The sequence below is a fragment of the Microbacterium sp. JZ31 genome, assembly GCF_016805985.1.
GTDB lineage: Bacteria > Actinomycetota > Actinomycetes > Actinomycetales > Microbacteriaceae > Microbacterium.
On sequence record NZ_CP017661.1, the window covers coordinates 1,299,668 to 1,314,649 of the forward strand.

A 14,982-nucleotide genomic window follows, 5' to 3' on the forward strand; every position below is an offset into this window, starting at 1 on the left:
ACGTGATGATCGACGATGGGCGCAAGCCGGGCGGCACGGGAGAGGTGCTCATCGTCACCGGCATGTCCGGAGCCGGGCGCTCGACAGTCGCGAATGCTCTCGAGGACCTCGACTGGTACGTCGTGGACAACCTGCCGCCGCAGATGCTGCGGCCGCTGCTCGACCTCGCCGGGCGCTTGGGGGGACAGCTGCCGCGCGTGGCGGCCGTCGTCGACGTGCGCGGCCGCGACCTGTTCGCCGAGCTGCCCGCCGAGGCGCAGGCGATCCGCGACAGCAGGAACCTGCGGGTCGTGTTCCTCGACGCCTCCGACGAGGTGCTCGTGCGCCGCTTCGAGGCGGTCCGCCGGCCGCATCCGCTGCAGGGGAACGGCACGCTCGTCGACGGCATCCACCGCGAGCGGGAGCTGCTGTCGCCGCTGCGCGAGAGCGCGGACGTGATCATCGACACGTCCCGGTTCAACATCCATCAGCTGGCGAACCGCGTGGGAGACCTCTTCGCCGATGCCGAGGCGCCCGCGCACATCGTGACGGTGCAGAGCTTCGGTTTCAAGTACGGCCTTCCGCCCGACGCCGACCTCGTCGCCGACATGCGCTTCCTGCCCAACCCGTTCTGGAACGACGACCTGCGCGGCCTGACGGGCGAGGAGTCCGAGGTCAGCGACTATGTGATGACGCAGGAGGGCGCGGCCGAGTTCCTCGACGCGTACGCGACCGCGCTGCGCCCGGTGCTCGCGGGCTACCAGCGCGAGAACAAGCGGCACTCGACGGTCGCTGTCGGCTGCACGGGAGGCAAGCACCGTTCCGTCGCCATGGCGATCGCGCTCGCCGATCGCCTCAAGAGCGTCCCGGGCGTGTCGGTGCGCCTGCGACACCGCGACCTCGGCCGCGAATAGCACGGCTAGCGCCTCCGGCTGAGAAGTCACCCCCGGCGTCGGACGGCCCGCGGAAGGTAGGCTGAGTCTTCGCGCCGATCGTGGCGCCGCAGTCTCAGAAGTAGGGGGAACGTTGTCTTTGACCGCCGATGTCAAGGCCGAGCTCGTCGCTGTGCGCGACCCGCGTCCGACGGTGCGCGTCGCCGAGCTGACCGCGCTGCTGCGGTTCGCGGGCGGCCTGCACTCGATCGCCGGGCGCGTGGCGGTCGAGGCCGAGGTCGACACCCCCGATCTCGCCCGCCGCACGGCGCGCGACATCGCCGAGATCTACGGCGTCCGCCCCGAACTCGCCCGCATCCAGGGCTCCGGCAGTCGCGTGGGCGAGTACTTCGCCGTGCGCGTGGTCGACGGCGGCGAGACCCTCGCCCGCCAGACCGGGCTGCTCGACGTCCGTCGCCGCCCCGTGCGCGGGCTGCCGAACAAGCTCACGACCGGGTCGCGCGACGACCTGGCCGCCGTGTGGCGCGGCGCGTTCCTCGCCTCCGGAAGCCTGTCCGAGCCCGGGCGCTCGGCGTCGCTCGAGATCGCCTGCCCGACGGGCGAGGCCGGCATGGCGCTCGTCGGCGCCGCCCACCGCATCGGCGTGGCGGCGAAGGCCCGCGAGGTGCGGGGAGTGCCCCGCGTCGTCGTGCGCGAGGCCGAGGCCATCCGCGGCATGCTCATCGCCATGGGCGCGGCGCAGACGGCGACCGAGTGGGACCAGCTCCGCCAGCGCCGCGAGGTGCGCGCCGGGGTGAACCGTCTCGTGAACTTCGACGACGCCAACCTGCGCCGCTCGGCCCAGGCCGCCGTCGCGGCGTGCGCCCGCGTCGAGCGCGCCCTCGAGATCCTCGGCGAGGAGGTGCCGCCGCACCTGCGTCAGGCCGGTGAGCTGCGCCTCGCGCACCGCGACGCGAGCCTCGACGAGCTCGGCCATCACGCCGACCCGCCGCTGACCAAGGACGCCGTCGCGGGCCGCATCCGCCGCCTCCTGGCGATGGCCGACAAGCGGGCCGAGCAGGACGGCGTGCCCGGCACGGAGTCGGCCGTTCCCGCCGGTTCCTAAGCCACCGGCGCGATCCGCGCAACAGGGAGTCCCACGGTCCTCCGGCCTCACTAGGATGAGGAGCGTCCGGTCCCGTTGCGAGAGCGACGTGGAGGCACACCGATAGCGCCGGCAGCCCGGCGCGGATGGGAACATCGCATGGCTGTCTACACCCTCCCCGACCTGCCCTACGACTACGCGGCGCTCGAGCCGCACATCAGCGGCAAGATCATGGAGCTGCACCACGACAAGCACCACGCCACGTACGTCGCCGGCGCGAACACGGCGCTCGAGCAGCTCGCCGCTGCGCGCGAGGCGAACGACTTCGCCAACGTGAACAAGCTCGAGAAGGACCTGGCGTTCCACCTCGGCGGACACACCAACCACACCATCTTCTGGAACAACCTCTCGCCGAACGGCGGGGGAGAGCCCGAGGGCGAGCTCGCCGCCGCGATCGCCGACCAGTTCGGCTCGTTCGCCGCGTTCCAGGCGCACTTCGCCGCCGTCGCGAACGGCATCCAGGGCTCGGGCTGGTCGGTTCTCGCGTGGGACGCGATCGGCCAGCGCCTCGCCATCTTCCAGCTCTTCGACCAGCAGGCCAACGTGCCGCTCGGTCTCACGCCGCTGCTCATGCTCGACATGTGGGAGCACGCGTTCTACCTCGACTACCTCAACGTGAAGGCGGAGTACGTCAAGGCGTTCTGGAACATCGCCAACTGGCAGGATGTCGCCGCTCGCTTCGCCGCCGCTCGCGAGAAGACCGCCGGGCTGCTCGTCGCCGGCTGATCGACGGAGGGTCCGGCGGGGTGCGTGCCCGCCGGACCACGCCCGTCACACCCACCGCGTGCGAGAGCGCGCATGACCTACAGGAGACCTCAGTGTCCGTCAGGATCGGAATCAACGGCTTCGGCCGCATCGGCCGCAACTTCGTCCGTGCTGCGCTCGCGCAGGGCGCGGACTTCGAGATCGTTGGCGTCAACGACCTCACCGACAACAAGGCGCTCGCGCAGCTGCTCAAGTACGACTCCGTCGGCGGCCCGCTCGGCAAGGACGTGACCTTCGACGAGCAGTCGATCACGGTCGACGGCAAGGTCATCAAGGCCTTCGCCGAGAAGGACCCCGCAGCGCTGCCGTGGGGCGACCTCGGCGCCGACATCGTCATCGAGTCGACCGGCCGCTTCACCAAGCCGGAGGACGCCGCCAAGCACCTCGAGGGCGGCGCCAAGAAGGTGCTCATCTCGGCTCCCGCCAGCGGCCCCGCGCCCACGTTCGTGATGGGCGTGAACGAGGACAGCTACGCCCCCGAGAACGACCACGTCATCTCGAACGCGTCGTGCACGACCAACGCGCTCGCCCCGCTCGCCAAGGTGTTCAACGACGCCTTCGGCATCGAGCGCGGCTTCATGATGACGGCGCACGCCTACACGGCCGACCAGAACCTGCAGGACGGCCCGCACAAGGACCTGCGTCGCGCCCGCGCCGCTGCCATCAACATCGTGCCGACCTCCACCGGCGCCGCCAAGGCGATCGGCCTCGTCCTGCCCGAGCTGCAGGGCAAGCTCGACGGCACGAGCTACCGCGTGCCGGTCCCCACGGGCTCGGTCGTCGACCTGACGCTCGTGACGAAGGACGGCCTCACCAAGGAGGCCATCAACGAGGCGTACAAGGCCGCTGCCGCCGAGGGCTCGCTCGCGGGCTACCTGCAGTACTCGGAGGACCCGCTGGTGTCGAGCGACATCCAGCTCAACCCGTTCTCGTCGATCTTCGACTCGGGCCTGACGTCCGTCTCGGGCAACCTCGCGAAGGTGTCGGCCTGGTACGACAACGAGTGGGGCTACTCGAACCGTCTCGTCGACCTCGCCGAGTACGTCGGCGCGCGTCTGTAACACCTGACGTCCTGCGAAGGCCCGTCGGCCCGGATCCGTCCGGCCCGGCGGGCCTTCGTCGCGCCCGGGGCGGGAGTAGAGTCGGATCGATGTCTCTGAGAACTCTCGAATCCCTCGGTTCGGTCGCCGGCAAGCGCGTCATCGTGCGCTGCGACCTCAACGTCCCCCTCAAGGACGGCACCATCACGGACGACGGGCGCGTGCGCGCGTCGCTCCCGACCCTGAACGCGCTGCTCGACGCGGGCGCCCGCGTCGCCGTCGTTTCGCACCTCGGCCGCCCGGAGGGCGCCCCCGATGCGAAGTACAGCCTCGAGCCCGTGGCGCACCGCCTCTCCGAGCTGCTCGGCAAGCCCGTCGCGTTCGCGCGCGACACGGTGGCCGAGTCGGCGCAGGAGACGGTCGCGGGGCTCGCGGACGGCGAGATCGCCGTGCTCGAGAACCTGCGCTTCAACCCAGGCGAGACCGCCAAGGACGAGGCCGAGCGCGGCGCATTCGCGCAGCAGCTCGCCGCCCTCGGCGACGTCATGGTGTCGGACGGCTTCGGCGTCGTGCACCGCAAGCAGGCGAGCGTGTACGACCTCGCGCAGCAGCTGCCGAGCGCCGCCGGCCTACTGATCGCCGCCGAGCTCGACGTTCTCGACCGCCTCACCGAGAACCCGGAGCGGCCCTACACGGTCGTGCTGGGCGGCTCGAAGGTGTCGGACAAGCTGGGCGTCATCGACCACCTGCTGCCGCGCGTCGACCGCCTGCTGATCGGCGGCGGCATGCTGTTCACGTTCCTCGCCGCGCAGGGCCACAAGGTCGGCGCGAGCCTGCTCGAGCAGGATCAGATCGAGACGGTGCAGGGCTACCTCCGCACCGCGCAGGAGAAGGGCGTGGAGATCGTCCTTCCCACCGACATCGTGGTGGCGTCGAAGTTCGGCGCCGACGCGGAGCACGTCGTGACGTCGGCCGACGCGATCGAGGACACCGCCTTCGGATCCTCGGGGCTGGGTCTCGACATCGGTCCGGACACGTCGGCCGCGTTCGCGGACGCGATCCGCGGATCCCGGACCGTGTTCTGGAACGGGCCCATGGGCGTGTTCGAGCTCGCGCCGTTCGCTGCCGGCACCAAGGCGGTCGCGCAGGCCCTCACCGAGGTCGACGGCCTCAGCGTGGTCGGCGGCGGCGACTCCGCCGCGGCCGTACGTCAGCTCGGCTTCGCCGACGACGCGTTCGGTCACATCTCGACGGGCGGAGGCGCGAGCCTCGAGTTCCTGGAAGGCAAGAAGCTCCCCGGACTGGAGGTCCTCGGATGGTCGGCAGCATGACCGGCAAGCGCACCCCGCTGATCGCGGGCAACTGGAAGATGAACCTCGACCACCTGCAGGCGGTCGCGTTCGTGCAGAAGCTGCACTGGGCGCTCAAGGACGCCAAGCACGAGTTCGATTCGGTCGACGTGTCCGTGTTCCCGCCGTTCACCGACCTGCGCAGCGTGCAGACGCTGATCGACGCCGACAAGATCCCGTTCGGGCTGGGCGCGCAGGACCTCTCCGTGCACGACTCGGGCGCCTACACCGGCGAGATCTCGGGCGCGTTCCTCAAGCGCCTGGACGTCGGCTCGGTGATCATCGGCCACTCGGAGCGCCGCGAATACCACGCGGAGGGCGACGACGTCGTGGCCGCGAAGGTCAAGGCCGCCCTCAAGCACGAGCTCGTCCCCGTGATCTGCGTCGGCGAGACCGCGGAGGACCTCGAGAAGCACGGCGCCAGCGCGGTGCCGGTCGGTCAGCTCGAGGTCGCGCTCGAGGGCGTGCCCGCCGCGGCCGACATCGTCGTCGCGTACGAGCCCGTGTGGGCGATCGGATCGGGTCAGGCCGCGACGCCCGAGCAGGCGCAGGAGGTCTGCGCCAAGCTGCGCGAGGTCGTGAAGGCCAAGCTGGGCGACGAGGCGGCGGCGCGCACGCGCATCCTGTACGGCGGGTCGGTCAAGGCCGCGAACATCGCGAGCTTCATGCGCCAGCCCGACGTGGACGGCGCGCTCGTGGGCGGCGCGAGCCTGCTCGTCGACGAGTTCGCCGCGATCGTGCGCTTCCAGAAGCACGTCGGCGTCTGAGCCGCGGCGATGCCCCGTCGCGTGAGCCGCTCGGCTCCGCGGCGGGGCGCCCCGTATACTGATCCTTCGTGCGGCTACTCCGTCCCGCACCCACGAAAGGCCATCCGTGCAGATCATCGAATTCATCCTCCAGGTGCTGCTGGGTATCACCAGCCTGCTCCTGACGCTGCTGATCCTGCTCCATAAGGGACGCGGCGGCGGGCTGTCGGACATGTTCGGCGGCGGCATGTCGCAGGCGATGGGCTCGTCGGGCCTCGCCGAGCGCAACCTGAACATCATCACGATCGTGCTCTCGCTCGCGTGGTTCTTCTCCATCGTGGGCCTCGGCCTCATCACGAAGTTCCAGGTGATCTGACATGGCCGTCGGAGGAAACGCGATCCGCGGCACCCGTGTCGGATCCGGCCCGATGGGCGAGCAGGACCACGGGCACCACGCCGACCGCATCGCGGTGAGCTACTGGGACGGCCTCGGCAACGAGACCGTGCGCTACTACGCCGCGGGTCTGCCGGAGGAGGAGATCCCCGACATCGTCGACCACCCGCACTCGGGCCTCCCCGCGGGTCGTGACAAGGACAACCCGCCGGCCGTCGCCAAGAACGAGCCCTACAAGACGCATCTCGCGTACGTGAAGGAGCGTCGCACGGACGACGAGGCCGAGGAGCTGCTCGGCGAGGCGCTGCAGAAGCTCCGCGAGAAGCGCGGACAGTAATCAGCTCGACCCCACACGACCTGCTGAGGCATGAGCGCCTCCGGTCGTTGAGCGAGGAGCGAAGCGACGAGACGAAACGGTCCAAACCGCCGACGGGTGAAACCCGTGGCTGGTCTGGACCGTTTCGACGTGCTCCGCTCGCCCAGCGAGGCGGACGATGTCGCTGGGCGAACCGCCCGTGGCGGCTAGTACTCCGGATCGATCAGATCCTCCGGCACGTCGGCCGCGGCATCCTCGTCCACGAAGACGACGGTGCTCGAGGTGCCCTCGGCGCCCGCCGCGGGCACGCTCCCCGGGCTCGCGCCCGCCAGCATGAGACCCAGCGCGGCCGCCTTGTCGGAGCCGGCGACGACCATCCAGATGTCCGCGGACGCGTTGATCACCGGCAGCGTGAACGTGATGCGCTCGGGCGGCGGCTTGGGCGACTCGCGCACCGCGAGCACGGCGCGGTCGGTCACCAGCACCTCGCCGCGGTCGGGGAACAGCGACGCGATGTGCCCGTCCGGACCCACGCCCAGGAAGCAGATGTCGAACGCCGGCCACGCGGCACCGTCAGCGCCGTGGCGGGCGAGCTCGGCCGCGTACGCGTCGGCGGCCTCGTCGAGCGAGAGGCCGTCGTCGGTGGACGCGGGCTCGTGCACGTTCCCGGCCGGCACGCCGATGCGGTCGAGCATCGCTGCCCGGGCCTGGCCGGCGTTGCGCTGCTCGTCGCCGCGGGGCACGAAGCGCTCATCGCTCCACCAGAAGTGCACGAGCGACCAGTCGATCTCGCTCGCCCACCCGTGCTCGGCCGCCGCCGAGAGCACCGCGGAGCCCATGCCGCCGCCCGTGAGGGAGACGTGGACGTCGCGGCCCTCCTGGGTCAGCTGCGCGAGGCGCCCGACGAAGCGGTTCGCGACGTTCTCGGCCAGCTGCTGCTTGTCGGGCAGCACCACCACGCGCTGCCCGGTCATGCCGAGCCTCGCGGCTCCGTCAGGCGGCTCCAGCCGTCGCTGATGACGCGGCCGTAGAGCGTGTCGGGGTCGAGCCGGCGCAGCTCCTCCGCGAGGCACTCGCGCAGCGAGCGGCGCGGCAGGTGCAGATCGTGGTCGGGCTGACCGGGTTGCGTCAGCAGCGCGAGCGACTCGGTCTGGCGCTCGAGCACGATGTCGCCGCTCGGACGCGTGAGACGCACCGAGTGGATCCCGTGATCCCAGACCGCCGGATCCTCGTACTGCCAGTCGACGGGCAGATCGAGCGCGAGCCCCAGCCACGCCGCCAGCAGCGCGGTGGACGGCGACGTCGACGCGCCCCGGACCGCGACCGCCGTGACGGGCTCGTACGGCGGCTGATCGAGCACCGCCGCGAGCTGCTCGCGCCAGCGCGTCAGGCGCGTCCACGCGAGATCGGTGTCGCCCGGGATGTACGCGCTCTCGAGCTGCGTGAGCCGGTCGGGGGAGGAGGGAGCCGTCGATGCGTCGGTGATGCGGCGCTGGGCGATGCGGCCGAGCGCCGACGCGCCGGGGCGCGTGGGCGGCTCGTCCGGCCACCAGGCGACGACCGGCGCGTCGGGCAGCAGCAGGCCGGTGAGCAGCGTCGACTCGTTGCTCGCGGCGTCGCCGTACGCCTGCAGCACGATGACCTCGCTCGCGCCGGCGTCGCTTCCCACGCGGATCTGCGCGTCGAGCCGCGCAGAGCCCTCCGTGTCGGTGACGAGCACGATCACGCGCATGGGGTGCTCGCGCGAGGCGTCGTTCGCGGCCTCGATCGCCTCCTCCTCGAAGCCGCGGTGCGACTTGATGACGAGGGTCAGCACGCGGCCGAGCGCGACGGCGCCGCCCTCCTCGCGCGTGTTGACGAGCTGGCGGGCGACCTTGCTGACGGTCGTGTCGGGCAGATCGATGATCACGGGCGCCTCCAGACGCGGCCGTCGCGGGCAAGGAGCTCATCGGCGGACGGCGGACCCCACGACCCCGAGTCGTACTGCTCAAGGGGACCGTCCTGCGACGCCCAGTACTCCTCGACCGGGTCGAGGATCTTCCAGGACAGCTCGACCTCCTCGTGCCGCGGGAACAGCGGTGGGTCGCCCAGCAGGACGTCGAGGATCAGGCGCTCGTAGGCCTCGGGGCTCGCCTCAGTGAAGGCGTGGCCGTAGCCGAAGTCCATCGTCACGTCGCGCACCTGCGTGCCGTAGCCGGGGACCTTGGATCCGAACCGGATCGTGACGCCCTCGTCCGGCTGGACGCGGATCACGAGCGCGTTCTGTCCGAGCTCGGCCGTCTGACCGCGCGTGAACAGGTGCTCGGGGGCGCGTTTGAACACCACCGCGATCTCGGTCACGCGGCGGCCCAGGCGCTTGCCGGAGCGCACGTAGAACGGCACGCCCGCCCAGCGGCGCGTGTTGATCTCGAGCTTGATCGCGGCGTAGGTCTCCGTCGTGGACCGAGGGTTCATGCCCTCCTCCTCGAGGAAGCCGCAGACCTGCTCGCCGCCCTGCCATCCGCCCGCGTACTGGCCGCGTGCGGTCGCCGTGGAGAGGTCGTCCGGCAGCCGCACGGCGGCCAGAACCTTCTCCTTCTCGGCACGCAGGTGCTCGGCCGACAGGCTGATCGGCTCCTCCATGGCGGTGAGGGCGAGCAGCTGCAGCAGGTGGTTCTGAATCACGTCGCGCGCCGCGCCGACGCCGTCGTAGTAGCCCGCGCGTCCGCCGACGCCGATGTCCTCGGCCATCGTGATCTGCACGTGGTCGACGTAGTTGCGGTTCCAGATCGGCTCGTAGAGCTCGTTCGCGAACCGCAGCGCCAGGATGTTCTGGACGGTCTCCTTGCCGAGGTAGTGGTCGATCCGGAAGATCGAATCGGCCGGGAACGCCGCCTCGAGCGAGTCGTTCAGCTTCCGCGCGGAAGCCAGGTCGTGACCGAACGGCTTCTCGATCACCACGCGGCGCCAGCGGTCGTCGTCCGGCTTGTCGTCGACGAGCCCGGAGTCGAGCAGCTGCTGCGCGACGATGGGGAACGACTTCGGCGGGATCGACAGGTAGAACGCGTGGTTGCCCATCGTGCCGCGCTCGACGTCCAGGCGGTCGACCGTCTCGCGCAGGCGACGGAACGCCTCGGCGTCGTCGAACTCGCCCTGCACGAAGCGGATGCCCTGCTGCAGCTGCTGCCAGGTCTCCTCCCGGAACTCGGTGCGCGCGTACTGCTTGACAGCGTCGTGCACGACCTTCGCGAAGTCCTGGTCCTCCCAGTCGCGACGCGCGAAGCCGACGAGCGCGAATCCGGGCGGCAGCAGTCCGCGGTTGGCGAGGTCGTAGACCGCCGGCATGAGCTTCTTGCGCGACAGGTCGCCCGTCACACCGAAGATCACGAGCGCGCTCGGACCGGCGATCCGGTTCAGGCGCCGGTCGGACGGGTCGCGCAGCGGATTCGCGCCGCGCGCGATCTCCACCGAGCCTGCCGTCATTGCGCGGCCTCGAACAGCGCGAGCACCTCGGCCTGCGGGTCCGTGAGCGTGAGCGTGACGACCGGGCGGCCGTGATCCGCGAGCACCGCGGCGTCGCCCGCCGCCTGCGCCTCGATCAGCTGGCCGAACGTGAACGGCCGCTCGGGGATCTCGACGTCGAGCTCGGTGCGCTCGGTGATCTGCAGGAACACGCCCTGGGCCGGCCCGCCCTTGTGGTACTGACCGGTCGAGTGCAGGAATCGCGGGCCCCATCCGAACGTGGTCGGACGGCCGGAGTCGGCCGCCACCATCTCGCGCAGACCCTGCAGCTGCGGAATCTCGAGGCGGTTCACATACGCCTGGATCGACACGTAGCCGTCCTCGGGCAGCGCGGCCCACAGCGCGTCGAGCACGCCCTGCACCGTGCCGCTCGCGGCGAGAGCGGGGTCGCTGACCCGCACCTCGACGCCCGCCTCGACGAAGGCCGGGGCGGTCGGCTCGGGGCGCGCGTCCAGCAGGCCGCGCGCCGCGACCTTCGCCGACTCGACGTCGGGCTGGTCGAACGGGTTGATGCCGAGCATGCGGCCCGCGATCGCGGTGGCGTACTCCCACACGACGAACTGCGCGCCGAGCGATCCGCTCACGAGGATCTCGCCGTGGTGACGGCGCTCGACCTCCTCCGCGTCGTCCACGAGACGCACGATCTGCAGGTCGGCGGGCTGCGCGTCGAGCTCGGGCGAGACGGGGAGCAGCACGACCGGCAGGATGCCCGTGCCCTGCTTGCCCGTGGATTCCGCGATGAGCTGCTCGATCCAGTCGGGCAGGCCCACGATGTGCGTGCCATCCGTGATCAGGCCGAGCTTGTCGCGCCGCGCCGAGCCGTCGGGCGTCCGCGTGCCCGCGATCGCGGCCGCGAGCGCCAGCGCGGGGTTCTCCGGCGCGTCGATCGCGACCTCGAGCAGCGAGGCCTCGGCCTCGTCGAGCAGCTCGGCGATGTCGGCGCCGGCCAGGCCCGAGGGCACGAGGCCGAAGGCCGTCAAAGCCGAGTAGCGACCGCCGACCGACGGGTCCGCGTTGAACACGCGGTACCCGGCGGCGCGCGCCGACTCGTCGAGCGGGGAGCCGGGATCCGTGACCACGATGATCCGCTCGGCCGGGTCGATGCCGAGGTCGCGGAAGGCGGCCTCGAACGCGCGGCGCTGGGAATCGGTCTCGACGGTCGAGCCGGACTTCGACGACACGATGAGCGCGGTGCGCTCCAGTCCGCCGTCGAGCGCGGCCAGCACCTGCCCGGGGGAGGTCGAGTCGAGGATCGTCAACTCGACGCCCGCCGTCTGCGTGATGACCTCGGGCGCGAGCGACGAGCCGCCCATGCCGCCCAGCACGAAGCGGTCGACGCCCTTGGCGTTCAGCTCGGCTCGCAGCGCGACGATCTCGGCGACGAGCGGGCGTGACACCGACACCGCCTGCACCCAGCCGAGGCGCTTGGACGCCTCCTCCTCGGCCTCCGGGCCCCACAGCGACGCGTCGAGGTTCGTGATGCCCGAGGCGACGAGCTCCTGGATGAGGACCGGCAGGTGAGTGGCGACGGCCTTCTCCGCGTCCCCCGAGACGCGGATCGAGAAGGTCACGCGTCCGTTCCCTTGGTCGCGCTCTCCAGGGCGTTCTTCACGGTGTCCTGCAGCTCGTGCCACGAGGCGATGAACTTGTCGACGCCCTCGCTCTCGAGCACCTCCGTGACGTCGGCGAAGTCGACGCCGACCGCGGCGAGCTTGTCGAACAGCTCGTGCGCCTCGGCGTATGCGCCGGTGACGGTGTCGCCCGTGACCTCGGCGTGGTCGTAGGTGGCCTCGAGCGTCTTCTCGGGCATGGTGTTGACCGTGCCGGGGGCCACGAGACCCGTGACGTAGAGCGTGTCGGGAAGCGCCGGGTCCTTGACGCCGGTCGAGGCCCACAGCGGGCGCTGCACGTTCGCGCCGGCCGCGACGAGGTCGGTCGCCCGGCTCTCGGCGAACCGCTTCTCGTACAGCTCGTACGCCAGGCGCGCGTTGGCGAGGCCGGCCTGCGCTGCGAGGCCCTTCGCCTCGTCCGTGCCGATCGCGGTGAGGCGCTTGTCGACCTCCGAGTCGACGCGCGACACGAAGAACGACGCGACCGAGTGGATGCCCGACAGGTCGATGCCCGCCGCCTGTGCCTTCTCGAGGCCCGCGAGGTAGGCGTCGATGACGGCGTCGTAGCGCTCGAGGCTGAAGATCAGCGTGACGTTGACGCTGATGCCCGCGCCGATCACCTCGGTGATCGCCGGCAGGCCCGCCTTGGTCGCGGGGATCTTGATGAGCACGTTCGGGCGGTTCACGCGCGCCGCGAGGTCCTTCGCCTGCGCGACGGTCCCCTCGGTGTCGTGGGCGAGGTCGGGGGAGACCTCGATCGACACGCGGCCGTCGACGCCGTTCGTCTCGTCGTACAGCGGGCGGAACAGGTCGCACGCGTTGCGGACGTCGTCGGTGGTGATCGAGAAGATCGCCTCGTCGACCGAGGCGCCCTCGCCGGCGAGCTGCTCGACCTGGCCCTGGTAGGCCTCGCCCTTCGACAGCGCGAGCGCGAAGATCGTCGGGTTCGTCGTGACGCCCGTGACGTTGCGCGTCCGGATCAGCTCGGCGAGGTTGCCGGACAGGATGCGCTGACGCGAGAGGTCGTCGAGCCAGATGCTGACGCCCTGGGCTGCCAGAGCGGCGGTGGGGGTGGTCATGCGTTCTCCTTGATGGTCTCGCGGGCCGCGGTCACCACGGCCTCGGCGGTGACGCCGAACTTCTCGAACAGGGTCTTGTAGTCGGCCGATGCGCCGAAGTGCTCGATCGACACCGAACGGCCGGCGTCGCCGACCACCGGGCGCCACGCGAGGCCGAGACCGGCCTCGACCGAGACGCGGGCCTTGATGCCCTGGGGTAGCACGCTCTCGCGGTAGGCCTCGTCCTGCTCCGCGAACCACTCGAGCGACGGCGCCGAGACCACGCGGGCGCCCACGCCCTCGGCCGCGAGCGTCTCGCGGGCCGCGACGGCCAGCTGCACCTCGGAGCCGGTCGCGATCAGGATCACGTCGGGCGTGCCGTTCGGGGCCTCGGCGAGCACGTACGCGCCCTTGGCGGCGAGCGACGCGGAGGCGAACGTGTCGCCCGACGCCTCGCCCTCGCCGCGCTCGAACACCGGGATGTTCTGACGCGTCAGGGCGATGCCGGCCGGTCCCTTGCGGCGACGCAGCATCTCGAGCCACACGGCGGCGGTCTCGTTCGCGTCCGCGGGGCGCACGACCGCGAAGTTCGGGATCGCGCGCAGGGCGGTCAGCTGCTCGATCGGCTGGTGGGTCGGGCCGTCCTCGCCGAGCGCGACCGAGTCGTGCGTCCAGACGAAGATGCTCGGGATGTCCATCAGCGCGGAGAGGCGCACGGCGGGGCGCATGTAGTCGCTGAAGATCAGGAACGTGCCGCCGAAGGCGCGCGTCGGCCCGTGCAGCACGATGCCGTTCACGATCGCGCCCATGGCGTGCTCGCGGATGCCGAAGTGCAGCACGCGGCCGTACGGGTTGCCCGTCCACTCGTGCGTCGACCACTCGTTCGGAATGAACGACGGCGCGTTCTTGATCGTGGTGAGGTTCGACTCGGCGAGGTCGGCCGATCCGCCCCACAGCTCGGGCAGCTGCTCGGCGAGGGCGTTGATGACCTGGCCCGACGCCGCGCGCGTGGAGACGTCCTTGCCGGGCTCGAACACCGGCAGCGAGGACTCGATACCCTCGGGCAGCTCGCCCGACTGGAGGCGGTCCCACAGCGCCTTGCGCTCGGGGTTGGCCTCTGCCCACGCGTCGAACTTCTGCTGCCACTCGGCCTTGATGTCGGCCGCGCGCTCGGCGAGCGAGCGCGTGTGGGCGAGCACGTCGTCCGCGACGACGAAGGTCTGCTCGGGGTCGAAGCCGAGCACCTGCTTCGTGGCGGCGAGCTCGTCGGCGCCCAGCGCCGAGCCGTGGATCTTGCCCGTGTTCTGCTTTCCGGGCGAGGGCCATCCGATGATGGTCTTGAGCACGATGATCGACGGCTTCGAGGTCTCGGCCTTGGCCGCCTCGAGCGCGCCGAACAGCTCGGCTGCATCCTCGACGTACTCGCCGGTCTTCTTCCAGTCGACCGTCTGGACGTGCCAGCCGAGCGCCTCGTAGCGGGCGGCGACGTCCTCGGTGAAGGCGACGTTCGTGTCGTCCTCGATCGAGATCTGGTTGGCGTCGTAGATCACGACGAGGTTGCCCAGCTGCTGGTGGCCCGCGAGCGAGGACGCCTCGTTGGTGACGCCCTCCTGGATGTCGCCGTCCGACGCGATCACGAAGATGTGGTGGTCGAACGGGCTCTCGCCGGCGGGCGCCTCGGGGTCGAACAGTCCGCGCTCGTAGCGCGCCGCATACGCGAAGCCGACGGATGAGGCGAGCCCTTGGCCGAGCGGGCCGGTCGTGATCTCCACGCCGTCGGTGTGGCCGTACTCCGGGTGGCCCGGCGTGAGCGAGCCCCACGTGCGCAGCGCCTTGAGGTCGTCGAGCTCGAGGCCGAAGCCGCCGAGGTACAGCTGCACGTACTGCGTGAGCGACGAGTGGCCGGCCGACAGGATGAAGCGGTCGCGTCCGGGCCAGTGCACGTCGGTCGGGTCGTGGCGCATGACCCGCTGGTACAGCAGGTAGGCCGCGGGCGCCAGGCTCATGGCCGTTCCCGGGTGGCCGTTGCCGACCTTCTCGACGGCGTCCGCCGCAAGAGCGCGAGCCGTGTCCACGGCGCGCCTATCGATCTCATCCCAACGCAGTTCCGTCACCGGATCGCCTTTCGTGGTGGGGTAGTGGCGCCGGCGCGGCCGCTCGTGAGTGCGTGTGCACGGGGTGGAGCAG

Annotated in this window: 14 protein-coding genes; 8 read left to right on the top strand and 6 right to left on the bottom strand. The window is 71.0% G+C overall.

The genetic code is table 11. The features are described 5' to 3' along the window. Window positions 1-5 precede the first annotated feature (5 nt). The 8 genes from rapZ to BJP60_RS06155 all read left to right on the top strand — a co-directional run bounded on the left by rapZ (window position 6) and on the right by BJP60_RS06155 (window position 6,647). Entirely contained in the window at window positions 6-893 is an 888-nt protein-coding gene (gene rapZ, locus BJP60_RS06120) for an RNase adapter RapZ (RefSeq protein WP_203138278.1), read from the top strand. 112 nt (window positions 894-1,005) lie between these two features. Continuing rightward, complete coding sequence (gene whiA, locus BJP60_RS06125; protein ID WP_203138287.1) at window positions 1,006-1,977, top strand: DNA-binding protein WhiA; 972 nt, start codon at window positions 1,006-1,008, stop codon at window positions 1,975-1,977. Between the two features lie 138 nt (window positions 1,978-2,115). Continuing rightward, window positions 2,116-2,742, top strand: a complete 627-nt coding sequence (locus BJP60_RS06130) for a superoxide dismutase (RefSeq protein WP_203138288.1) — start codon at window positions 2,116-2,118, stop codon at window positions 2,740-2,742. Window positions 2,743-2,834: 92 nt separating this feature from the next. Next, the gene (gap, locus tag BJP60_RS06135) at window positions 2,835-3,842 is read left to right on the top strand and encodes a type I glyceraldehyde-3-phosphate dehydrogenase (protein ID WP_203138289.1); all 1,008 of its coding nucleotides are present in this window, start codon (window positions 2,835-2,837) and stop codon (window positions 3,840-3,842) included. Between the two features lie 89 nt (window positions 3,843-3,931). Beyond that, window positions 3,932-5,152: a phosphoglycerate kinase gene (locus BJP60_RS06140; RefSeq protein WP_203138290.1), complete on the top strand. Its 1,221-nt coding sequence runs from the start codon at window positions 3,932-3,934 to the stop codon at window positions 5,150-5,152. Further along, window positions 5,149-5,937 carry a triose-phosphate isomerase gene (gene tpiA, locus BJP60_RS06145; RefSeq protein WP_203138291.1) on the top strand — a complete coding sequence of 263 codons (789 nt, stop codon included), beginning with the start codon at window positions 5,149-5,151 and terminating at the stop codon, window positions 5,935-5,937. Before BJP60_RS06140 ends, tpiA begins: the two co-directional genes overlap by 4 nt. A 106-nt stretch (window positions 5,938-6,043) precedes the next feature. Beyond that, window positions 6,044-6,292, top strand: coding sequence for a preprotein translocase subunit SecG (gene secG, locus BJP60_RS06150; protein ID WP_203138292.1), 249 nt, complete (start codon window positions 6,044-6,046; stop codon window positions 6,290-6,292). A gap of 1 nt (window position 6,293) precedes the next feature. Next, window positions 6,294-6,647, top strand: a complete 354-nt coding sequence (locus BJP60_RS06155; RefSeq protein ID WP_203138293.1) for an RNA polymerase-binding protein RbpA — start codon at window positions 6,294-6,296, stop codon at window positions 6,645-6,647. Between the two features lie 185 nt (window positions 6,648-6,832). Here the strand turns inward: BJP60_RS06155 and pgl are convergent, their stop codons facing one another. Genes pgl through tkt form a run of 6 tightly spaced genes read right to left on the bottom strand, consistent with a single transcriptional unit; the run spans window position 6,833 to window position 14,909 of the window. Then, the gene (gene pgl / locus BJP60_RS06160) at window positions 6,833-7,600 is read right to left on the bottom strand and encodes a 6-phosphogluconolactonase (RefSeq protein WP_203138303.1); all 768 of its coding nucleotides are present in this window, start codon (window positions 7,598-7,600) and stop codon (window positions 6,833-6,835) included. Further along, entirely contained in the window at window positions 7,597-8,535 is a 939-nt protein-coding gene (locus BJP60_RS06165; protein WP_203138305.1) for a glucose-6-phosphate dehydrogenase assembly protein OpcA, read from the bottom strand. The genes pgl and BJP60_RS06165 overlap by 4 nt, the downstream gene beginning before the upstream one ends. Then, a complete protein-coding gene (gene zwf / locus BJP60_RS06170) occupies window positions 8,532-10,088 on the bottom strand; it encodes a glucose-6-phosphate dehydrogenase (protein WP_203138306.1) in 1,557 nt (518 codons plus the stop codon). The genes BJP60_RS06165 and zwf overlap by 4 nt, the downstream gene beginning before the upstream one ends. Beyond that, window positions 10,085-11,698: a glucose-6-phosphate isomerase gene (locus BJP60_RS06175; RefSeq protein WP_203138307.1), complete on the bottom strand. Its 1,614-nt coding sequence runs from the start codon at window positions 11,696-11,698 to the stop codon at window positions 10,085-10,087. The genes zwf and BJP60_RS06175 overlap by 4 nt, the downstream gene beginning before the upstream one ends. After that, entirely contained in the window at window positions 11,695-12,816 is a 1,122-nt protein-coding gene (gene tal / locus BJP60_RS06180; protein WP_203138308.1) for a transaldolase, read from the bottom strand. The genes BJP60_RS06175 and tal overlap by 4 nt, the downstream gene beginning before the upstream one ends. Continuing rightward, window positions 12,813-14,909, bottom strand: coding sequence for a transketolase (tkt, locus tag BJP60_RS06185; protein WP_203138309.1), 2,097 nt, complete (start codon window positions 14,907-14,909; stop codon window positions 12,813-12,815). The genes tal and tkt overlap by 4 nt, the downstream gene beginning before the upstream one ends. Window positions 14,910-14,982 lie beyond the last annotated feature (73 nt).